We start from the raw sequence: 20,978 nt of genomic DNA, 5'->3' as shown, positions 1-20,978 counted from the left end.
GCTGGTCGAGCCGGCCTCTGCCTCATTGCTTGGCGGTGTTCCGTGGCTCGATGAAGTCCTCGTCTTCCCTCGGCCAGAGCTGCGGGCCGCCCTGCGCCGGGCGCGGCCGGATCGTCTCTGGTCGGCCGGCGGCAGCTGGCTCCGGGCGCTTCGTGCGGAGCGCTTCGATCTGGTCGTGGATTTTCACTCGATCTTGAAGAGTGGCGCGCTGGCATGGCTTTCGGGGGCCGGTCGTCGGGTCGCCTATGCACGGCCCTTTGCCCGGGAGGGCGCGGATTGGTTTGCGACGGAGCACGCACATCTGGCGCCGCCCCGGCAAAGCCGCTTTCAGCGCAACGAGGCGCTGGTTCGCTACCTGGGTGTCTCCGAAGCCGCGCTGAGGCGCCCCCTGGTCCTCAGCCCCGAAAGGGTGGAGCAGGCCGCCAAGGGCCTGGGCCCGGGTCCCGTGCCCATCGCGATCCACCCTGGTACCAGCGACGCGACCGCCCACAAGCGTTGGACCGTCCAGGGCTACGCCGAAGTTGCCCGGGCGCTGGCAGGCGAAGGTGTTCCCGCGGTCGTGACCGCGGGTCCCGCCCGGGACGATCGGGAGTTTGCCGATGCCGTGGTCGCAGCGGCTGGCGGCGTGGCCCGTCGGGCTCCGGAAACCCCGACGTTGCTCGATCTGGCGGCCCTTTTTCAAGCTTGCCGCTTGTATCTCGGGGGGGATACGGGGCCTCTTCACGTGGCCTCTCTCGTGGGCACACCCGTCGTCCAACTGATCGGCCCGACCGACCCCGTCGAGAACCAGCCTTCGCCGGCCACGCCATCGCGCACGGTACGGGTTCAGATCGGCTGCAACCCATGCCGTCGTGGCTGCGCAGCAGCGTCTTGCATGAGGGCAATACCACCCAATTTGGTCATTGAGGCGGCCCGCGAACTTCTGGCGGGGGAGGGGGCCCAGTGGTAGGTTCCGCGCGCCGTAACCCATGACCAAGCCTCAGGAAATTCTCATTCGGGGGCCGAACTGGACCGGTGATTGGATCATGGCGACCCCGGGTTTCCGGGCCCTGCGCGCTGGCTTTCCCAAGGCGCGCATCACGCTTGCAGTCCGATCCGGTCTCGAGCCGCTCGCAACGGGCGCTCCCTGGTTCGACGCCGTCGTTCCCGTGTCCTCCTACGGACACGGATCACTGGCGCTCGTTCGCGAGGCGAAACAGCTACGCGGCACCTCTTTCGACCTGGGTGTGTGCCTGCCCGATTCGTTCTCTGCTGCTCTGTTGATGCGCCTGGCCGGGGTTCGCGAAATCATCGGGTACCGGCGGGGCTGGCGCAGGGCGCTCTTGCATCGCTCTGTGCCGCTGCCGGCGGATGGTGGGCGCCGGCTGATGCTCGCCCGCGAGCTTCACGTACTCGGGCTCATCGAGGCCCTGGGCTGCCCGCGCCTGGGCACCCACCTGGAACTCTTCGTCACGGGCGCCGAGGAACGAGAAGCCCATGACCGCCTCGACAAGGACGGAATCGATCCCGAGCAGCCCTATGTCGTGTTGGCTCCCGGCGCTTCCTATGGATCTTCGAAGTGCTGGCCCGCTGAATCCTTCGCGGCTGTCGGCGATGCGCTGGCCCGAGCTGGCGCCCGGGTCATCGTGGTGGGCACTCCCGCAGAACGAACGCTCGTCGGCGAGGTGGTGAGCGCGATGACCGAGAGATCCGTCGCACTTGCCGGGGAGCTTTCCCTGGGTGGCTTGAAGGCGGTTCTGCGCGAGTCCAAGCTGCTGGTCTGCAATGACGCAGGCGCACGGCACCTTGCGGTCGCCTTTGCCGTACCGTGCGTGGTGATGATGGGCTCGACCTCCCTCGAGAAGACGGACCTGAATCTCGATCGGGTCCAGATCCTGACGGCTGATGTCGCGTGTCGGCCTTGCTACAAGCGCGAGTGTCCGATCGACCACCGCTGCATGACACGAATTTCACCCGAACATGTCACCGCGAGAGCGCTTCCCGCCCTGGCTGCCGACGCTGCTGAAAGCTGGCGCGGGGCCCAATGGGTGGTGCGCGAGGGCGGCGGCCTGGAAGCAGCTGCATGACGGATCTTTCCATTGTCATCGTCACCTGGAATGCTCGAGATGTCCTGCTCGACGCGCTCGAATCCATCGAGCGCGAGATCCTGGGTCGGCAGGATGAGGGTCGAATCGAGGTCGAAACGCTCGTCGTCGACAACGGTTCCGAGGACGGCAGCGTCGAGGCTGCGCGCGGGAGGTTCGGCTGGGCCTGCGTTCTTGCCCTGCCGGAGAACATCGGATTCGCTGCCGGGAACAACGTCGGCCTGGCACGGGCGAAGGGGCGCTACTCCGTTCTCTTGAATAGCGACACCGTCGTCCTTCCCGACGCTCTCGAGAAATGTGTGCGATATCTCGACGCCCATCCGAAGGTCGGCGTCGTCGGGCCCCAACTCCTGAATCCCGACCTCTCCAAGCAGAACTGCATTCACAACTATCCGAGCTTGGCGACGGAGTTGATCCCGAAGGGAGTGCTCGAGAAGTTCTTTCCGCGCCGATTCCCATCCAAACGCTACGAGCACGCGGAGCCGATTCCCGTGGAAGCGGTGCTCGGGGCTTGTCTCTTCGTGCGTCGGGAGGTGCTCGACCAGGTCGGTCCGATGCCCGAGGACTACTTCTTCTTCCTCGAAGAAACGGATTGGTGCTACGGCATCGCGGCGGCTGGCTGGGAGATCATGCACATCCCCGATGCTCATGTGATCCACATCTTTGGCGCGAGCACGAAGAAGAAGATCCCGGCGGAGACCCGGATCGAATATCACCGCTCCCTGTATCATTTCTTCCGCAAGAATCGCGGCGCTGCACGAGCTGCCGGCATCAAGGCCCTGCGGATCACGAAGGCGTTGCTCTACGTGGCGATGCGTGGCCCCCTTGCACTTCTCTCGTCCTCGACTCGAGAGCGTTGGCAACAGGATTGGCGGGTATTGCGCTGGCATCTTCGGGGCTGCCCGGACAACGAAGGGCTTCGTGCGCCGCGCGCAGCCAAGCAAGAAGGGGAAACAGCATGAATGTGCTCGTGACGGGAGGCGCCGGTTTCGTAGGGTCTCATCTTGTCGATGCCCTGGTCGCGGCGGGCCATCGTGTTCGCGTGCTGGACAACCTGGATGCTCAGGTACATGGGGAGGGCGCCGAGCGTCCCGCGCACCTGCATCCGGATGCCGAGTTGCAGGTGGGCGACGTTCGCGACCGGGCGGCCGTGGCACGGGCACTGGACGGCGTGGATCAGGTCTTCCACCAGGCGGCAGCGGTCGGGGTCGGCCAATCCATGTACGAGATGGAGCAATACGTCTCGGTCAACAGCGTTGGGGCTGCGGTACTGCTGGAGGAGATCGTGGCCCGCCGGGATCGCATCCAGAAGATGGTCGTGGCTTCATCGATGTCGATCTATGGCGAGGGCGCCTATCAATCGCCCGAGGGTACGGCCGTATTTCCGGGGCTGCGCCCGGAATCGGCTCTGGCGGCGCAGCGCTTCGAGATGCATGACGACGAGGGGCGAGAGCTGAAGCCGATTCTGACGCCCGAGGAGAAACCTCTCCTCCCGACGTCGATCTACGCGATCACCAAGCGGGATCACGAAGAGATGTTTCTTGCGGTGGGCGCGGCCTACGGCATCCCCGCGGTCGCGTTGCGCTATTTCAACATCTACGGCCCGCGCCAATCGCTCTCCAATCCCTATACCGGCGTGATGGCCATCTTCTCTTCGCGCATCATGAACCGGCACCGGCCCATGATCTTCGAGGATGGTCTCCAGAGTCGGGATTTCGTGCACGTTTCCGACATCGTCCAGGCGAATCTGCTTGCGATGGGGAGGGACGAGGCGAACGGGCAGGTCTTCAACGTGGGTACGGGTCGTTCGACCTCCGTGCTGCGGATCGCAGAGATTCTCGGAGAACAACTCGATTTTCCCGACCCGCCGGATGTGGTCGGGAAGTACCGGGCTGGTGACATCCGCCATTGCTTCGCCGATACGAGCCGCATCGAGAAGGAACTCGGGTATTCAGCGACGATGACGCTGGAGGATGGCATGCGGAATCTGCTCGAATGGATCCGAACCCAGAAAGCAGATGATCGAGTCGATCAAGCAGCTCGGGAGCTCGAGGACCGGGGGCTCACGCGCTGATGGCCCGCCTCGATCGACGCAGACTCGACAAGCTCGTTTCGGGTTTCGCCCGGGTGCGTCTGCTCGTCGTGGGTGATGTGATGCTCGACGAGTATCTGTGGGGCGATGTCGATCGGGTGAGTCCGGAGGCACCGGTTCCGGTCGTCCATGTCACCCGCGAATCGATCGCCCTCGGTGGCGCGGGCAACGTCGTGCGAAACGCGGTCGCGATGAGTGCCGTCTGCCGCTTCTGTGGTGTGGTGGGAGACGATGGGGCCGGCGACCGGGTCATCGATCTGCTGAAGGATCTGGGTGTCGACGTTCAGGGAATGGTGCGGGAGGAAGGCAGGCCGACCACGCGCAAGACGAGGGTCGAGGCCCGCTCCCAGCAGATGCTGCGCTTCGATCGGGAGACCGAGGAGCCGATTTCCGGAGGCGCTTCCCGGGCCTTGTTGGCTGCAGTAGAAGCTGCCCTGCCTGGCAGCGATGGGCTCGTACTCGAGGACTACGGGAAAGGCCTGTTGCACAAGCGCGTCTTGAAGGGGCTGATGGCGCGCGCGGGGGCCGCTGGCCTGCCGGTTACGGTCGACCCGAAGGACCACGTGGCGAGCTTTCGGGGTGCGAACCTGGTGAAGCCGAATCAACGTGAAGTCGAGCAGCTCACCGGTATCCGCATCCGCAATCGAGACGATCTGCAGCGTGCCGTCGCGAAACTACGGCGGAGTCTCGGTGGTTCGGACGTGATCGTGACCCGCGGCGCCGATGGCATGACGATCTTCGAAGGCGACGCCTCGCCCGTCGACGTCCCGATCGCCCATAGCGAAGTGTACGACGTGCAGGGCGCCGGCGATACGTCGATTTCCGCCCTCACCTTGGCGCGCCTGGCGGGCGCATCCCTGCTCGAAGCTGCGGTGATCGCCAATGCCGCTGCTGGTGTCGTGGTCGGCAAGCTCGGTACGGCGACGGCAACCCCGGAGGAGATTCGCGCATTCCTCCCGGCTGCGGCGGATGCTGCACGGGCGGGTGGGCGCGCTTCGTGATCCATTCGATGACCGGCTTTGGAAGGGTGGATCTCGAGGTGGAGGGGCTGCCCATCTATGTCGAGGTTCGCAGCGTCAATCACCGGCATCTCGATGTCTCGCTTCGGGTACCCCGTGTGTTCTCGGCACTCGAAGCCGGGCTGAAGAAACTCCTGCGGGATCGTTTCCAGCGCGGAAAGGTCGATGCATCCGTCGCCTTCCCGCAGAACTCGTCGCCGCGCGCACAGCTGGTCCTGGATGCGGAGGTGGCGGAGCAATATCGCAGCTTCGCGACCGAACTCGCGGGGGGCGAGGCAACCCGACTTCCTGCTTCACAGCTCGTAGCCCTGCCGGGTGTTGCACGACTGGTCGAGCAGGAGCTTTCCGTGGAGGGCGCCAAAGGGGTTCTCGAAGAAGCTCTCGGCCGGGCAGCCGAGGAAGCCCTGGCCATGCGCCTTCGAGAGGGTGAGGCCTTGGAGCGCGAGCTGCGCGGGCGGCTGTCGGCCGTGCTTGGCCTGGTCGCATCGCTCGAGGCTCGCTCCGGTGATGTCGTGTCGGCCGCAAAGCAGCGAATCCGCAAGCGTGCCGATCAACTCCGCGAAGAGATCGGGAACCTCGACGAGGCGCGCCTCTACCAGGAAGTCGCGATCGCCGCCGACCGGCTCGACGTGACGGAAGAGTTGGTGCGCCTGCGCAGCCACGTCGAGCAATTCGGTGATGTTCTCGATTCCGCCGATGCAGCGACGCCCTGCGGGCGCCGGCTCGATTTCCTGTTGCAGGAAATGATGCGCGAAGCGAATACCGTGGGGTCGAAGGCCAACGACGCGCCACTGGCCCATTTCGTCGTCGATCTGAAAACGGAGGTCGAACGCATCCGCGAGCAGGTGCAGAATGTCGAATAGGCTGGCAGTGATGAGGGCGACGCGATGAATGACGACGCTGGCCCGCGCCTCTTGAACATCGGCTACGGCAACCTGGTCATGGCCTCACGAGTCGTCGCGATCGTTTCCCCCCAGTCCGCTCCCATGCGTCGGCTCCGAGAAGAGGCGGCAGGACGTGGAAAACTACTCGACGCGACCCAAGGACGGCGGACCCGTTCGATCCTCCTGACGGATAGCGATCTCGTGATCCTCTCGGCCATCAATCCGGAGACGATCGCGTCGCGCCTCGTTGCGGATGGGGAAACGGGTTGAGCGGGCCGCGCGGCATTCCGTTCGTGGTCTCGGCCCCGTCGGGAACGGGCAAGACGACGGTCTGTCGAGCCGTGGTCGAGAGAGACGATCAGGTGGAGTTCTCGATCTCTCATACCACCCGCCCGCGCCGTCAAGGTGAGGCAGACGGTGTGCACTACCACTTCGTCAGTGCTGAGGCCTTTGCGGAGATGATCGCGGCCGGAGGTTTCGTCGAGCACGCGGAGTACGCGGGCAACCAATACGGCACGAGCTGGGCTTCGATTGATGCGCCCCTGGCCGCAGGCCGCGATCTCCTGCTTGAGGTCGAAGTACAGGGTGCCCGCCAGCTGCGAGCCAGGCGAGACGATGCGCGCCTCGTCTTCCTGCTTCCGCCGTCCTGGCAAGCACTCGAATCGCGGTTGCGAGGCCGGGGGACGGACTCGGAGGAGGCGATCGACAAGCGCCTGGAGACTGCCCATGTGGAGCTCGCGGCGGTCCACCAGTTCGACTACGCGATCGTCAACGACGAGGCCGCCAAAGCAACGGACGCCATGCTCGCCATCATCCATGCCGAACGGGGCGGCACCACAGGAGAAGTCCGCGAGCGCTTTGGGCGGGCGCGGGTCGTCGAAGGCTTGAAGGGTGTTCTGCCCATTCCTGGGAGGACTTGATGGGGACAGCGGAGGTTCCATCTCCGTTAGGGGCCCCGAAATCCGACCCGCGAGGCGATCGCTGACGAGAGGTCGAGGCCAAGGCGCCCCACGCCCGCATTGGTCGCTGCGTCCCCACTCCGGTATTCTTCGGCAACGCCTCGTTTTGAAAGCGTTTTTCCAGCATGCTGCGCTTCAACGACATCGCCGATCGCGTGCTCGAGTATGACTCGGAGTGCGATCTCGAACTCTTGCAGCGGGCCTATGTCTTCACGGCAAAGGTTCACGAGGGACAGGAGCGCCTATCGGGCGAGCCCTATCTGATCCACCCACTCGAGGTGGCGGGCATCCTGGTCGACATGCGGCTCGACGAGGTGACGATCGTCGCCGGCCTCCTGCATGACACGGTGGAGGATACGCTCGCAAGTCTCGAGGAGATCAGGCGGCTCTTCGGGGAGGAGGTGGCGTTCCTGGTAGAGGGCCTGACGAAGATCTCGAAGGTCCAGTTTCGTTCGGCTCGCGCGCGTCAGGCAGAGAATTTTCGCAAGATGCTCGTCGCGATGTCGAAGGACATCCGTATCTTGCTGATCAAGCTCGCTGATCGCATCCACAACATGCGGACACTTCATTTCATGCCGCAGGCGAAGGCACAGGTCATCGCCCAGGAGACTCTCGACATCTACGTGCCCCTGGCCCATCGGCTTGGCATCGATTGGATGAAGCGCGAGCTCGCGGATCTGTCCTTTCGAACCCTGCACCCGGATGTCGTCATCGAGTTCGAGCGCATGCTTCGGGGAAGAAGCGACGAGCGCGAGCGCTACATCGAAGAGGTCAAGGGCATCATGGCCAAGGCGCTCGAGGAGGCCGACCTCTCCGGCGTGGTCTCGGGTCGTCTCAAGGACATGGCTTCGATCCATGGGAAGATGGCCGACCAGGGTTTGAGCCTCGACCAGATCTATGACGTGATCGCTTTTCGGATCGTCTTGGAAGGCGGCACCGAGCAGGTCTATGCCGCGCTCGGTCTCGTGCATTCGACCTGGCCTCCGGTTCCGGGTCGTTTCAAGGACTACGTCGCCCTCCCGAAAGCCAATGGATACAAATCCCTGCATACCACGGTGATCGGGCCCTACGGCGAGCGCATCGAGGTTCAGCTTCGAACCGAAGACATGCATCTCCACGCCGAGTTCGGGATCGCCGCTCATTGGCGCTACAAGGGTCACGGCGGGCGCGAACAGGACGACGAGAACTTCAACTGGCTGCGGCAACTCCTGGAGCGTCAGCAGGAGCTCGACGATCCGCACGAGTTCCTGGATACGGTCAAGGTGGATCTGTTCGCGGACGAGGTCTTCATCTTCACGCCGAACGGCGATGTGATCAACCTGCCCCGCGGTTCGACGGCCCTGGATTTTGCCTACGCCATCCATAGCGAGGTCGGCGACCATTGCTCCGGCGCGAAGGTGAGCGGAACCATGCGGCCTCTCTCCCGTGAGCTCGAGAGTGGTGACACGGTCGAGGTGATGACCAACCCGAACCAGGCACCCAAGAAGGATTGGCTCGAATTCGTCGTCTCGGGCAAGGCGAAGAGCCGCATCCGCCACGCCGTACGCCTGGCCGAGAACGAACGCAGTCGCGAGCTCGGCCGCGGAATCCTCGAGCGAGAGCTGCGCAAGGCCGGAGTCTCCCTGGCTCGCGTGCTGGAGAGTGGGGAACTCGAGCCGGTGGTCGTTCGTTTTGTCAAGGGCGGCGTGGAGGATCTGTTTGCTGCGGTCGGCTACGGACGCGTCTCTCCCCGGGCCGTGCTCGAGATGCTTCGGCCAGAGCTGGAGACAACGCCGACGGAGGAGGTGACCAAGGGGAGAAAGCTCCGCGATCTCTTCCGCAGGGAGCCCAAAACCAGTGGTTCCGGAATCAGGGTCGACGGCCATGGCGACGTGTTGGTGCGCTTTGGTCAGTGTTGCTCGCCGCTCCCCGGCGATGAGATCATCGGTTTCGTGACCCGCGGTCGCGGCGTCACCATCCACGCCCGAGAGTGCCGGGTTGCCTTCGAGCTCGACAAGGAGCGTTGTATCGATGTCGAGTGGGAAGAAGCCTCGGATATCAAGCGGCGCATTCGCATCAAGGTCACCTCGCGGGATGCGCCGGGACTTCTGGCCAAGGTGACCAAGACGATTTCTGCGGCCGGAATCAACATCGGCTCGGCGCGCATCGATACGCATGACGATACGACGGCGACCCAGACTTTCGATCTCTGGGTCGGTGATGTGACGACGCTGCGTCAGATGATGAAGGATATCCAGAAGGTAAAGGGTGTTCTGGCCGTCGAGCGTGTGCGCTCGTGAACGTCCCTCGTCCGAAGCTCAGTGTTTGCATCATCGCCTGCAACGAGGAGCGGGATCTCCCCCGTTGTCTCGCCTCCGTTGCGTTCGCGGATGAGATCGTCGTAGTCGTGGACGATCGCAGCCGGGACGCCACCGAAAAACTGGCAAGCGAGGCCGGCGCGAAGACGATTCTGCGCGCGTATGATGGGAATATCGAGCAGAAGAACTTTGCACTGGGTCAGGTCCAGGCGGAGTGGGTGCTGGCTCTCGATGCCGACGAGGCACTCAGCGATCCGCTGGCGGCAGAGCTGAAGGCGTTTCTCGCAGGCGGCGCAGAAGGCGTCGTGGGCATGGAGATCAACCGGGTGACTTGGCATCTGGGTCGCTGGATCCGGCACGGCGAGTTTTTTCCGGATTGGCAGCTCCGTGTCTTCCGAAACGGGGCCGGCCGCTGGGTCGGCACGAATCCGCATGGTCGGGTCGAGCTCACGGCTGGGATCGGAAGCCAGGGACGGTTCAGCGGCGAGGCCTATCATTGGAGCTATCGGGATCTGGCGGATCAGGTCGATCGCATCCAGGATTTCAGCAGCATCCAGGCCAGGGCCAATCTGGGACGCGGCCGCCGCCATGCCCTCCGCGACATGATCCTTCGGCCACCGACACGCTTCCTGCGTGCCTTCATTCTCAAGCAGGGTTTCCGGGACGGAGTGCCCGGCTTCATCATCGCCGCGGCCACGGCCTTTCACGTCTTCCTGAAGTACGCCAAGCAATGGGAATTCGACCATCTCGGGGCCGATGAAGAAGCGCAAGATGCTGGCAAAGCGAGGCGGTCGGAATAGTGTCCCCGCTCCGGGTGCTTCAGCTGACGAGCGATTGGAAATGGACCGGGCCGGCGGAACCGATGCTTCGTCTGGCGGAAGGTCAGCGGGCACGTGGTCATCAGGTGTGGCTGGCATGTCCGTCGGCGCCGGAGAGCGCCGATCGTTCGGTCGGCAGCGAAGCGCGAAAGCTCGGATGGATCCCTTCTCTGGAGTTGCCACGCGGCCGCGGTGTGAGGCCCCTCTCGGATCTTCCCACGATTCGCGCGTTGCGGGGCTTGATCGACGAGCACGGAATCGAACTCGTCCATACCTGGCATACCCGGGATCACGTTCTTGCGTTGCGCGCCGCGGGGCGGCGCTCCATTTCGGGGCGCCCGGCCGTGGTTCGCTCCTACCGCATCGCTGAGCAGATCGCGGATCGCCCGTGGAATCGTTGGTTGTATGGCGCGCGGACGGATGGGCTGCTGTGCGTTTCTCCTGAAACAGCACGAAGCAATCGCGCCTTGCGCCGCGGTCGCGCGATCCGTGGGGTGTTCGGGGCGGTCGACGTGGATCGCTTTCGCCCTGTCGCCCCGGATGCAGATCTGCGACGCGCGCTCGGGCTGGCCCCCGAGCACCACGTCGTGGGGATCGTCGCCCGCGTGCAGCCCCATCGTCGCTTCGATCTGCTTCTCGAGGCAGCGCGGCTTCAAGCCGATCGCGATCCCGCATTCCGCCTGCTCGTGATCGGTCGAGGGACCCGGCGCTCCGAACTGGCCGAGGAACCGGCTCGGCGGATGGGATTGGAGGATCGGGTCGTGTTCGCAGGCTACCGCCGCGAGGACTACGCGGACGTTCTGCGCAGCATGGATGTCTTCACCTTCCTCGTGCCGGGGAGCGACGGTACCTGTCGTGCGCTCCTGGAAGCTGCGGCCGCGGGCATTCCCGCTGTCACGCTACGCCGCGGAGCGTTGCCCGAAATCGTGGTGGACAGGAAGACGGGCCTGCTCGTGCCCGACGATCCGGTGGCCTTGGCGGACGGCTGGCAAGCGCTCCTCGATGATGACGAGAAACGGCGGGCTTTCGGCGCCGAGGCGCGAAAGCGGGCCGAAGCCTGTTTCACGCCGGAACGATTGGCCGACGAGGTCGAGGTGCTCTACCGCGAGGCGCTTGCTTGAACTCGCTATTCGTGCCCGGGCGGCTGTGTCTCATGGGAGAGCATTCCGATTGGGCGGCAGGCTACCGATCCACCGATCCGGGGATCTCGCGCGGTCATTGTCTTGTTGCGGGCACCGACCAGGGCCTTCGCGCAGAAGCCCGGCCGATCGCGGGTGCCCTCGAGATCGAGAGCATCCTGCCCCACGGCGAAGAGATGGGGCCGGCACGAATCCAGGCCACGGCCTCGGCGTTGGCTGCCGCCGCTGCCGGTGCCGATTTCTTCAGCTACGCGGCTGGCGTTGCGGCAGAGGCGATCGAGCGGTTCCAGGTCGGCGGCCTTCGCCTACGAGTCCAATCCGATCTCCCTGTTCGCAAGGGTTTGTCTTCGTCGGCCGCCGTCTGCGTCTTGTTGGCTCGGGCGTATTCGGAAGCCTATGAGCTCGGCCTCGATCTGGATGCCGAGATGGATCTCGCCTACGCCGGGGAACGCCGCACGGGTTCGGAATGCGGACGCATGGATCAGATCTGCGCCTATGGTCGCCAGATCACTTCCCTCGTTTTCGATGGCGCTGATCTGGAGGCCGAAGTCGTGGAACCCGGTGCCGCATTCCACTTCTTGATCGTCGACCTCCGTCGGGGCAAGGACACGCGTCGAATCCTCTCCGACCTCAACGCTTGTTTTCCGGACACGGAGGGAGCCTTGGCGCGTCGGGTTCGGGAGGGTCTCGGGGAGGCGAACGCCCAGCTGGTGGCGGAAGGGCGCCGCGCGATCGAAGTCGGCGACCCGGTTGGCCTGGGCGCTTGTCTCACTGAAGCCCAGGCGTGCTTCGACGAGGCCGTGGCACCCGCCAGCGAAGAGCTCCGCTCTCCGCGCTTGCACGAAATCCTGGCCCATCCCGCCGTTGCCGAACTCGGCCTTGGTGCCAAGGGGATCGGTTCTCAAGGGGACGGCTCGGCCCAGGTGTTGGCCCGTGATGATCGGGCACGCGAGGAGCTGGCTCGCAGACTGGAGGAAGAAGAGGGCGTGACCTGCCTGCCGTTGAATCTCGGTAGCGAACGTCCCTCGGACGAGGCTGTGGGTTAGCATGGACGCGATGTCGAATGCATGGTCGCGGGGCTGGATGCTCGCAGGCCTGATGCTTGTCGGAGTCAGTTCCTCCGGATGGGGAGGAGCTTCGGTTGCGAGCGCCCTGACGGCTCGAGAGGCTCAGGTCTTCCAACAGATCTGCGCCGAATGTCATACCCAGCCGGGCATCGGGGTTCCGGTGGTCGGGGGCGAGACCGAATGGCAAGCGCGTCGGGCCAAGGGGCTCGACCAACTCCTCGCCAACACCGTGGACGGCTGGTTTGGGATGCCTCCTCTCGGTACCTGCAGCTTTTGTACGGAAGAGGAGCTTCGGCATCTCGTGGCCTTCCTGGCCGGAATTCCCCCGGCCCGCGAAGAATGAGAGCGACCACGCGACGGGAGCTTCTCCACGCGGCACTCGTTGCGGCGGGAACCGGTCTGCTTCCGGCTTGCCGCAGGACGAGCTTGGGGCCGGCCTCGGAAAACCTTCCCGCCTACCATTCCGGTGAAGCCCTGCCCTGGCGAAATTGGGCTGCCAACCAGGGCTGCCGGTCCGCCCTGCGCGGTGCCCCCACGAACGAGGCGGCCTTGGCTGATCTTCTTCGAACGGCACCCGGTGTGATTCGTCCGGTCGGCGCGGGGCATTCCTTCAGCCCATTGGTTCCCAGCGACGGCACGCTGGTCGCCTGCGATCTGATGAGTGGGGTCGTGAGCGCGGATACGGAGCGCCTCCAGGCCGAGGTCTGGGCGGGCACCCGGCTTCATCAGCTCGGCCCCGCCCTCCAGGCCGTGGGGCAGGCCATGCCGAACCTTCCCGATATCGCGTACCAGGCCCTGGGTGGAGCCGTCGCGACATCGACCCATGGGACGGGCCCGGCCTTCGGCTCGCTTTCGAGCACGCTGCAGGCGTTGACGCTGGCGACGCCCGCTGGCGATCTCATCGAATGCAGCTTCGATCAGAACCCGGAGATCTTTCAGGCCGCTCGCTGCTCGTTGGGCGCGCTTGGTGTCGTGAGCCGAATGACACTGCAGAACCAACGACCCTTCGATCTCACCGAGACCACCTCGTTCGAGATCCTGGAGGATGTGTTGGATGAGATCGAGGATCGACGCAAGCGGCATCGCCACTTCGAATTCTACGCCTTTCCGCATACCGGCGCGGCGATGGTCATTGCGACGGACGAGGGACGCCATGAGCCCACGCCGGAGTTTCCTGTCGAGGAGGACCCGATCCAGGCCCTCCGCGACGCTTATCGCAAGGTCGGTGGCGTGCCTCTGCTGGGAAGCCGGCTCTACGAGAGCATCGTCTCCGACCTCGGGGGCGCCGAGTCCATCGTCCGCAGCGGGCCATCCTTCCAGGTCTTGACCCACGTGCGCATCTCTCGCTTTCGCGAGATGGAGTACACCGTGCCGTCCGACGCGGGGCCCGATTGTCTTCGGGAAATCCTCGACACGATTCGGCGCAAGGGAATCCCCGTGATTTTCCCGATCGAGTATCGGTACGTCCAACGGGATGATAGTTGGCTCAGCATGTTCCATGAGCGGGATGGCTGCACGATCTCGATCCACCAGTTCGCGGACGAGGAGTATCGCCCCTACTTCAATGCGATGGAGCGCGTGTTCCGGAAGTACGAAGGCCGGCCTCATTGGGGCAAGCTGCATACCCAGACCTCCGAGAGCCTGGCTCAGCTCTACCCCCGCTGGAAGGATTTCCTGGCCGTGCGAGAGAGCCTCGATCCGAAGGGCCGGATGCTCAATGAACACCTCCGGTCCGTCTTCGGCGTGACCCGGAGCCCGGCATGGGAGGAGACTTCATGAAGCGGCGCAGCTTTTTGTTGGCGGCGGCGGGTGCGGCGGCCGGGCTCTGGTGGCTTCGCCCGGAGAGCCGCGGGCGGGGCGGACACGAGGTCTATTTCCTGGAACTCTCGGCTGCTCTGCAGCGAGAGGGCCTCGCACGGCCCACGTTGGTTGTCGACCTGGACCGGCTCGATTCCAATATCGAGGAGGTTCGGCGGGCTCTTGGCCCTCGCGCATTCCGAATCGTCGCGAAATCCCTTCCCAGTGCGCCGATGCTCGACTACGTGATGGCACGAGCCGAAAGCCAGCGACTCATGGTCTTCCACCAGCCGTTCCTGAACGCGGTCGCTGCGAGTCATCCAAGCGCCGACCTGCTGCTCGGCAAGCCGATGCCGGCGATCGCCGCGAATCGCTTCTACGAGCGGCTACGGCCAGGTGCCTTCGATCCCGCGCGCCAGCTCCAATGGCTGATCGATAGCCCGGAGCGCTTGCGGCAGTACCGCGAGCTCGCCGAGGCGCGAAATCTCGAACTCATCCTCAATGTCGAGATCGATGTGGGTCTTCGGCGCGGGGGAATGGGGAGTCCTGCGGAATTGGCACGCCTGTTGGCAGTCATCCGGGACGATCCTCACCTGCGCTTCGGCGGTTTGATGGGCTACGACGCGCACGCGGCGCTTCCCGAAGCCCTGGGTGTGCGCGCCAGGGAGTTCGAGCGCGTCGAGGCGCGCTATCGAGGCTTCCTCGAGGCCTGGCGCAGCCAGGCCGGCGATTGGCGCGAGCAAGATCTGATCTTGAATGCCGCCGGTAGCCCCACCTATCGTCTGTGGGACGACGTCGACGGCCTCTCCAACGAACTCGCAATCGGCTCCGGCCTCGTCAAGCCCCTGAACTTCGATATCGATACCCTCTCCGAGCATGTTCCAGCGCTCTTCATCGGGACGCCGGTTCTCAAGGTCAAGGAGGGCCTTGAGCTCCCCGCCATCGATCTGGGCCCGCTTCACCAACTCTGGGATCCGAATCGCGCGCGGACATTCTTCTTGTACGGCGGCTACTGGAAAGCCGAGCCCGTATCTCCGCCCGGACTCGTCACCCATCCCATCTACGGCCGGAGCACGAATCAGGAGATGTTGAACGGTTCGCGGCAGGTCGATCTCGGCGTTGACGACACGGTCTTCTTCCGGCCCACCCAGAGCGAGTTCGTGATGCTCCAGTTCGGCCCGATTGCCGCCGTGCGCGGAGGGAAGATCGTCGATCTCTGGGAGCCTCTCCCCCAGGCGGCCTAGCTAGCCCGGGCTGCCCTGCAGCGTCATCAGTTCCCGATACAGCCCGCCCCGAGCCATCAGCTCATCATGCTTGCCTACGTCGGCCACCTTGCCGCCGTCGAGGACGAGGATCTTGTCGGCGTGTCGAACGGTCGAGAGCCGGTGTGCAATGATGAAGACAGTTCGCCCGCCCAGGAGCGTTTCGATGGCGTCCTGCACATAGCGCTCGCTCTTGGCATCGAGGGAACTCGTGGCCTCGTCGAAGATCAAGACATCCGGGTCGCAAAGAATGGCCCGGGCGATGGTGATGCGCTGGCGTTGGCCCCCCGAGAGACGAACGCCGGCGTCGCCGACATCCGTTTCGTAGCCCTCGGGAAGCTCGCTCGCGAACTCTTCCACGTGGGCGGCACGAGCCGCTGCCAGGACTTCGTCCTCACTCGCGTCCGGCCTGCCGTAACGGATGTTCTCCCGGATGCTGCCCGTGAACAGGAATGGATCCTGGCTGACCACGGCGCAACGATCCTGCCAGGAATGGCGCGCCAGGTTTCGCAGATCGATGCCATCCACCTCGATGCGGCCCTCTTCGGGATCGTAGAAACGCAGGATGAGATCGACGAGGGTGGTCTTGCCGCTGCCGGTCGGGCCGACGATGGCAACGACCTCGCCGCGCACGACCTCCAGGGAGAGGTCCGTCAGCACGGGCTCGCGGCCGTAGGAGAAGGAGAGGTTGGAGATCGAGATCCCATTGCGCAGTGCGGGCAAGTGGACGGCATCCGGCGCGTCGGCCGGCTCGCCCTCGGTATCGAGGAGTTGGAAGAAGCGTTCAGCCGAAGGCATGGCCTCCTGCAGCTTGGTCCAGCCCTTGGTGATCTCCTTCATGGGCCGGTAGGTCGTCTGCATTACGACGATGAAAGCCATGAGTGAGCCGACCGTGAGGCCCCAAAGTTGCCCGGCGACGACGGCGACGCCTAGCAATAGCACGCCGATGCCGGCCGCATTGGTAATGGCCTCGACGACGGCGCGGGAGAGCGCCCGGTTCTTGACGACCTTCAGGTTTCGGCGGTAGTAGCGGAGGTTGTGCTCGTCGAAGGCATGTTCCTCGCCCGGCTCGGCACGGAAGGCTTTGATGACCTTGATTCCCGCAAGGATCTGGACGAGCCGCCCGGTGACGTCTGCCTGGCTCTGCTGCCGGCGTCGCGCGCTCTTGCGGATGCGACGGCCGAAGATCGCGATGGCGCCTGCGACCGGGGGCGCGACGACGACCAGGGTGAGCGTGAGTGGCCACGAGAGGTAGAGCAACGTCGCGACACCTACGCCCAGCGCGAGCACGCTCTGGACGACATCGGAGAAGAGCAGGTCGAGGGATTGCTGTGCTCGCTGGGCGTCGTTCATCACCCGGGAGAGCGTGTCGCCACGGCTCACGCCGTGGTGGAAGCGCAAGGGAAGGCGGAGCAGCTTCGCACAGAGATCCCGCTGAACGTCCACCAACACACGCCCGAGCACGGTCTCGGCAAGGTAGACCTGGAAGAAATGGGAGATCGGCAGAAGCGTCAGGATCAGCAGGGCTGCCAGCAGGATGCGTGGCAGGGTCTCCTTGACCTTGCTGACGACCGCATCGCCGCCAGGCGCTTCGGCCTCCGCGAGAGCATCCGGGGCGCTGGCGTCTCCGCCGCCGAGTGCGGAGTCGAACCAATCGCCGAGCGCCGGTGCGCTGCCAGCCGAAGCCTGCGGCAGGATGACATCATCGAAGAGCGGTTGGACGAGCACGGCCCGGCCCGTGCGGGCGCCGGAATAGACAAGGGCTGCCAGGATGGCGACCAGCATGAGCCCCACGTACGGACGCACGTAGGCGAGCAGGCGCCAGAATGAGGAGAACGACCCAGGAGCCAGAGCCCCGGGTTCCTCCCCAGGCATGGGGGAAGGTTCGGTCAACATTTCCTCCGGGGGCACCGCCGAGGGTAGGGGCTACCCGAGCTCCTCGCGAATGGCATCCCCCGCCCGCCAGCCGAGCAGGAGTTCGCCTTCGAGACCCAGCGAAGCCACCTCCTCGCGGGGCAGGGTGAAGACGGGTTCGCGGCTGCGGGTGCGGATGTTCACCGTGCTGGGCCAGCCGCTCGCGTGTGCGGGTTGGCTCATGGGATCGTCCCAACCAGGGATGGGGGGTAGGGGCCCCGCCTTCAGCCGCTTCTCGGAGAAGGGCATCAACTCGCGGATCTCGGCCTCCAGGGCGTCCGCTGCCGGTGCCGGATCGGCCTCGGCCGGGATCGTCGCACTGGCCACCAATTCGGCGAAGCGACTGCCCCGCGCCGAGGGATGGACCGAAAGACGAATCGGGCTGACGAACGGAGAGCCTTCTGGAGCAGGAAGCAAGGCGCGGGGCGCCAGCGGCTCGGGCACCACTTCCCGGAGCGCGCGGAAGTGGACGGCGCAACGCCTGAAGGCCGGCGCCTCCCCGCCCAGAAAGCCCGGGACGGGCTTGTCCCAGCCCTCGAGGGCCCGGGTAAGGGATCCATCCACCGTGTTGATGACCAGGGCGCGCCCCAACCATACATCTCCCGGCCCGGCGCGGAGGATGCCCGGATGTTGTCCCAACTCGACGAATTCGAAGGGGCAGCCGATGGTTCGGAATTCTGCGTGGAGGGATTCCAGCCGTTCGCGCAGCGCACCCAACAGGCCTGTTTCGCGAATCGAGTGGCCACTACCGCCGGCCAGGTTCGCGCCTAGCAAGCGGGTCGCCGGTTCTGGCCCTGGGTCGGTCCCTGGTAGCTCGCTGAGTCCTCGGCTCTGGAGGGAGAAGTAGTCGGCGAGTTCGCCATCCGCCGTGGAGACGCCGGTCGGAAGCCCAACCCCTGTCGGGGCATCTCGGGAGAATGAGGGCAGACGTGCCCCTCGCTTCACGAAGGGGGCCTCGAGCAATCCCTGTCCGAGTTCCGCGGCACTGCGTTCGAGTTCGTGGGCAAGGGCCCGGGCATGCTCGGGTTTGGCCAGACCCCAAGCGACGAGTTCCCCGGCCGTCATGTCCCGATCCCCGACATCGAGGCGGGCTTCCGGAAGAAGCACTTGATAGGCGACCTCGCTCGGCGCGAACCGTCGTCGCTCGATCAAGGGGATCCCGAGGGCGCGAAGGGCCCCATCGGCCAGGCCCCCTCCGAGCACGCCAGGCACGATGAAGGGCTCACGCAGCAACAACGGCGTGCGGGCGGTCGCGTCCTCTTCCGCGATCAACACCCTGTGGCCCGCCATCGCGAGCCGGATTCCGACGACCAGGCCGGGCAGGGCGCTGCCCAGCACCAGCACGTCCCAGCGGCGCGAACGAAGGCTGTTCCGGGTGTCGATGCGCGCTCGAGCCATCAGCGCTCCGCGGGCCCGGGCTTCATCCAGCCGGGCCCTTCTCGCCGCCCTCGAAGAGCAACGGCGGCTCGTCTTCCGGCTTGGCTTCGACGCTGCCGATCCGATAGGCGCGTTCGCCCATTCCGGCGAGACGTTCCAGCATGTCGTCCGCGTCCTGGCGGCGAGCGATCAGGATCATTCCGAGGCCACAATTGAAGACGCGGCGCATCTCCTGCTGCGAGATCTCGCCGTGCTTCGCCAGGAAATCGAAGATCGGGGGGCGCGGCCAGGCCGAGAGATCGATGCGGGCGCGTACGCCTGAGGGCAGGATCCGGGGAACGTTGCCGTCGAAGCCGCCGCCGGTGACGTGGACGATGCCGTTGAGGGTGAAATCACGCAGCAGGTTGAGGACCGACTTGACGTAGATGCGCGTCGGCGTGAGCAGGGCAGCAGCGAGCGATGTATTCAGCTCGGGCGGCGCTTCTCGCAGGTCGAATTTTCCGGCGGCGATGCCTTCGTCGATGATTCGGCGGACCAGCGAGAAGCCGTTCGAGTGGACTCCGTTGGAAGCCAGGCCGATCAGCACATCTCCGACGCCGATGCTCGAACCGTCGATGACCCGATCCCGTTCGACGACACCGACTCCGAATCCCACCAACTCCAGCTCGCTCTTCGGGTAGAAACCGGGCATGCTCGCCGTCTCACCGCCGAGGAGCGCACAACCCGCGCGCCGGCAGCCTTCGGCTACGCCGCGCAAGGCCTCCGCGGCAATCTCTTCATCCAACTCGCCCATGGCGAGGTAGTCGAGGAAGACGAGCGGTTCGGCGCCCTGCACGACCAGATCGTTGACGACCATGGCGACGCAATCGATCCCGATCGTGTCATAGCGGCCCATCAAAGCTGCCAATTTCAGCTTCGTTCCGACCCCGTCGGCGCCCGCCACGAAAATCGGGGAGCGGTAGCGCTCGGGTGCCTTGAAGAGGCCGGCAAAGCCGCCAATCGAGGACAGGATCTCTGGCCTGAAGGTGCTCCGGGAGATCTCCTTGATCTCGTCGACGAATCCCTCGTCCTTGTCGAGATCGACACCGGCACGCGCGTAGGCAGGAGCGCTCTTCTCGTCGGGGGGCGACATGGGGCCTTGATAGCAATTCCATGGGCCCAGCGCGCCCATATGGCAGCCGGGCGACTATCCCAACACGAGTTCGGCAGCCGTTCGGATCTGGTTCGGGTCACCGGACATCATGAGGAGGTGTGTGACGGGCGTGTCCCTCCAGGCGTCCAGCCGGTCACGGATGCGTTCCGCCGGACCCACCAGCGAGATTTCATCGCAGAACTCGTCCGGGACCGCGTGCACGGCTTCCTCGCGTTTCCCTTCCATGAAGAGCTCCTGGACCTTCGCGGCCTCCGCCTCGAAACCCATGCGGGCCATGAGTTCCTTGTGGAAGTTCCGCTTTGCCGAGCCCATGCCCCCGATGTAGAAGCCGAGCATGGTCTTCTGGGCCATGAGCCCGGCCTTCACGTCGTCGGTGAGAATGACGCTCACTCCGGCGCAGATCTCGAACCCTTCCGGTGCGTCCTTCAGGGAGTCGGAGTAGACCTCGGGCCGGTAAGGCGAGTAGTAGAGTGGCAGCCAGCCCTGACATAGCTCTGCCGCCAGGGCGACGTTCTTGGGCCCCTCGGCACCCAGGAAGATGGGTACGTCCGCGCGCAGTGGGTGGGTGATCGGCTTCAGCGCCTTTCCCATCCCCCACGCTCCCTCGCCCGTGTACGGCAGCGGGTAGTGGGGGCCAGGATTCTGTACCGGAGCCTCCCGCCGCAACACCTGTTGGATGATGTTCACGTACTCGCGGGTGCGCGAGAGCGGCTTCGAGAAGGGTTGGCCATACCAGCCCTCGACGACCTGGGGCCCGGAGACGCCGAGACCCAGGACGACTCGGCCCTTCGACAGATGATCCAGGGTGAGCGTGTGCATGGCGGTGGCGGTGGGCGTGCGAGCCGAAAGCTGCACGACGGCCGTCCCCAGCCGGATGCGCTCGGTATGCGCAGCGATCCAGGTGAGCGGCGTGAACGCGTCGGAACCCCAGGATTCGGCGGTGAAGACGATGTCGTAGCCGAGCCGCTCGGCCTCCTGGGTGGTCTCGACGAAATTGGGCGGTGGCTGCGCTGGCCAATAGCCAAGTTGCAGGCCGAGCTTCAGATCTTTGGCCATGGGGTCTCCTCGTGAAGACGATTCGATAGCACGCTTGGCGCCCCTGGCCCGAAGGTCGAA

Annotated in this window: 19 protein-coding genes; 15 read left to right on the top strand and 4 right to left on the bottom strand. The window is 65.1% G+C overall.

From position 1 onward, the window contains the following. The first annotated feature begins 25 nt into the window (after positions 1 to 25). From GY937_11835 to GY937_11765, 15 genes are all read left to right on the top strand, one after another. A complete protein-coding gene (locus GY937_11835) occupies positions 26 to 949 on the top strand; it encodes a glycosyltransferase family 9 protein (protein MCP5057398.1) in 924 nt (307 codons plus the stop codon). A 19-nt stretch (positions 950 to 968) separates the two neighbouring features. Continuing rightward, the gene (gene waaF, locus GY937_11830) at positions 969 to 2,066 is read left to right on the top strand and encodes a lipopolysaccharide heptosyltransferase II (GenBank protein ID MCP5057397.1); all 1,098 of its coding nucleotides are present in this window, start codon (positions 969 to 971) and stop codon (positions 2,064 to 2,066) included. After that, positions 2,063 to 3,046, top strand: a complete 984-nt coding sequence (locus GY937_11825; protein MCP5057396.1) for a glycosyltransferase family 2 protein — start codon at positions 2,063 to 2,065, stop codon at positions 3,044 to 3,046. The genes waaF and GY937_11825 overlap by 4 nt, the downstream gene beginning before the upstream one ends. Further along, the gene (locus GY937_11820) at positions 3,043 to 4,158 is read left to right on the top strand and encodes an NAD-dependent epimerase/dehydratase family protein (protein MCP5057395.1); all 1,116 of its coding nucleotides are present in this window, start codon (positions 3,043 to 3,045) and stop codon (positions 4,156 to 4,158) included. The genes GY937_11825 and GY937_11820 overlap by 4 nt, the downstream gene beginning before the upstream one ends. Beyond that, positions 4,158 to 5,177, top strand: a complete 1,020-nt coding sequence (rfaE1, locus tag GY937_11815) for a D-glycero-beta-D-manno-heptose-7-phosphate kinase (protein ID MCP5057394.1) — start codon at positions 4,158 to 4,160, stop codon at positions 5,175 to 5,177. Before GY937_11820 ends, rfaE1 begins: the two co-directional genes overlap by 1 nt. Then, on the top strand, positions 5,174 to 6,058 hold the full coding sequence (locus tag GY937_11810; GenBank protein MCP5057393.1) for a YicC family protein: 885 nt from the start codon (positions 5,174 to 5,176) through the stop codon (positions 6,056 to 6,058). The genes rfaE1 and GY937_11810 overlap by 4 nt, the downstream gene beginning before the upstream one ends. A gap of 24 nt (positions 6,059 to 6,082) precedes the next feature. Next, positions 6,083 to 6,349: a DUF370 domain-containing protein gene (locus tag GY937_11805; protein MCP5057392.1), complete on the top strand. Its 267-nt coding sequence runs from the start codon at positions 6,083 to 6,085 to the stop codon at positions 6,347 to 6,349. Next, positions 6,346 to 6,999, top strand: a complete 654-nt coding sequence (gmk, locus tag GY937_11800; protein ID MCP5057391.1) for a guanylate kinase — start codon at positions 6,346 to 6,348, stop codon at positions 6,997 to 6,999. The genes GY937_11805 and gmk overlap by 4 nt, the downstream gene beginning before the upstream one ends. A 164-nt stretch (positions 7,000 to 7,163) precedes the next feature. Beyond that, positions 7,164 to 9,317, top strand: a complete 2,154-nt coding sequence (locus GY937_11795; GenBank protein ID MCP5057390.1) for a bifunctional (p)ppGpp synthetase/guanosine-3',5'-bis(diphosphate) 3'-pyrophosphohydrolase — start codon at positions 7,164 to 7,166, stop codon at positions 9,315 to 9,317. Then, entirely contained in the window at positions 9,314 to 10,135 is an 822-nt protein-coding gene (locus GY937_11790; protein ID MCP5057389.1) for a glycosyltransferase family 2 protein, read from the top strand. Before GY937_11795 ends, GY937_11790 begins: the two co-directional genes overlap by 4 nt. After that, positions 10,135 to 11,274, top strand: a complete 1,140-nt coding sequence (locus GY937_11785) for a glycosyltransferase family 4 protein (GenBank protein ID MCP5057388.1) — start codon at positions 10,135 to 10,137, stop codon at positions 11,272 to 11,274. Before GY937_11790 ends, GY937_11785 begins: the two co-directional genes overlap by 1 nt. A gap of 32 nt (positions 11,275 to 11,306) precedes the next feature. After that, positions 11,307 to 12,338, top strand: a complete 1,032-nt coding sequence (locus tag GY937_11780) for a GHMP kinase (protein ID MCP5057387.1) — start codon at positions 11,307 to 11,309, stop codon at positions 12,336 to 12,338. Positions 12,339 to 12,348: 10 nt separating this feature from the next. Then, positions 12,349 to 12,702, top strand: coding sequence for a hypothetical protein (locus GY937_11775; GenBank protein MCP5057386.1), 354 nt, complete (start codon positions 12,349 to 12,351; stop codon positions 12,700 to 12,702). Next, the gene (locus tag GY937_11770) at positions 12,699 to 14,138 is read left to right on the top strand and encodes an FAD-binding protein (protein ID MCP5057385.1); all 1,440 of its coding nucleotides are present in this window, start codon (positions 12,699 to 12,701) and stop codon (positions 14,136 to 14,138) included. The genes GY937_11775 and GY937_11770 overlap by 4 nt, the downstream gene beginning before the upstream one ends. Beyond that, entirely contained in the window at positions 14,135 to 15,400 is a 1,266-nt protein-coding gene (locus GY937_11765) for a DSD1 family PLP-dependent enzyme (protein MCP5057384.1), read from the top strand. Before GY937_11770 ends, GY937_11765 begins: the two co-directional genes overlap by 4 nt. Here the strand turns inward: GY937_11765 and GY937_11760 are convergent, their stop codons facing one another. From GY937_11760 to GY937_11745, 4 genes are read right to left on the bottom strand one after another with little or no spacing between them, the layout of a single operon-like run. After that, positions 15,401 to 17,293 carry an ABC transporter ATP-binding protein gene (locus tag GY937_11760; GenBank protein ID MCP5057383.1) on the bottom strand — a complete coding sequence of 631 codons (1,893 nt, stop codon included), beginning with the start codon at positions 17,291 to 17,293 and terminating at the stop codon, positions 15,401 to 15,403. Between the two features lie 51 nt (positions 17,294 to 17,344). Then, positions 17,345 to 18,730 (bottom strand): hypothetical protein, encoded by a 1,386-nt coding sequence (locus GY937_11755; GenBank protein MCP5057382.1) that lies wholly within the window; start codon positions 18,728 to 18,730, stop codon positions 17,345 to 17,347. Positions 18,731 to 18,752: 22 nt separating this feature from the next. Beyond that, positions 18,753 to 19,841, bottom strand: a complete 1,089-nt coding sequence (locus GY937_11750) for a phosphoribosylformylglycinamidine cyclo-ligase (GenBank protein MCP5057381.1) — start codon at positions 19,839 to 19,841, stop codon at positions 18,753 to 18,755. A 54-nt stretch (positions 19,842 to 19,895) separates the two neighbouring features. Beyond that, entirely contained in the window at positions 19,896 to 20,906 is a 1,011-nt protein-coding gene (locus GY937_11745) for an LLM class F420-dependent oxidoreductase (protein ID MCP5057380.1), read from the bottom strand. Positions 20,907 to 20,978: the final 72 nt, after the last annotated feature.

The sequence above is a fragment of the bacterium genome (assembly GCA_024228115.1).
GTDB lineage: Bacteria > Myxococcota_A > UBA9160 > UBA9160 > UBA6930.
This window is presented reverse-complemented; position numbering and strand designations above follow the sequence as displayed.

Bases quoted from the DNA above. Each gene is read 5' to 3' on its own strand.
- GY937_11820 (MCP5057395.1), top strand. From the start codon at position 3,043: ATGAATGTGCTCGTGACGGGAGGCGCCGGTTTCGTAGGGTCTCATCTT.
- GY937_11805 (MCP5057392.1), top strand. From the start codon at position 6,083: ATGAATGACGACGCTGGCCCGCGCCTCTTGAACATCGGCTACGGCAAC.
- rfaE1 (MCP5057394.1), top strand. From the start codon at position 4,158: ATGGCCCGCCTCGATCGACGCAGACTCGACAAGCTCGTTTCGGGTTTC.
- GY937_11770 (MCP5057385.1), top strand. From the start codon at position 12,699: ATGAGAGCGACCACGCGACGGGAGCTTCTCCACGCGGCACTCGTTGCG.
- GY937_11780 (MCP5057387.1), top strand. From the start codon at position 11,307: ATGGGAGAGCATTCCGATTGGGCGGCAGGCTACCGATCCACCGATCCG.
- GY937_11750 (MCP5057381.1), bottom strand. From the start codon at position 19,841: ATGTCGCCCCCCGACGAGAAGAGCGCTCCTGCCTACGCGCGTGCCGGT.
- GY937_11755 (MCP5057382.1), bottom strand. From the start codon at position 18,730: ATGGCTCGAGCGCGCATCGACACCCGGAACAGCCTTCGTTCGCGCCGC.
- GY937_11760 (MCP5057383.1), bottom strand. From the start codon at position 17,293: ATGCCTGGGGAGGAACCCGGGGCTCTGGCTCCTGGGTCGTTCTCCTCA.
- waaF (MCP5057397.1), top strand. From the start codon at position 969: ATGACCAAGCCTCAGGAAATTCTCATTCGGGGGCCGAACTGGACCGGT.
- GY937_11765 (MCP5057384.1), top strand. From the start codon at position 14,135: ATGAAGCGGCGCAGCTTTTTGTTGGCGGCGGCGGGTGCGGCGGCCGGG.
- GY937_11795 (MCP5057390.1), top strand. From the start codon at position 7,164: ATGCTGCGCTTCAACGACATCGCCGATCGCGTGCTCGAGTATGACTCG.
- GY937_11775 (MCP5057386.1), top strand. From the start codon at position 12,349: ATGTCGAATGCATGGTCGCGGGGCTGGATGCTCGCAGGCCTGATGCTT.
- GY937_11825 (MCP5057396.1), top strand. From the start codon at position 2,063: ATGACGGATCTTTCCATTGTCATCGTCACCTGGAATGCTCGAGATGTC.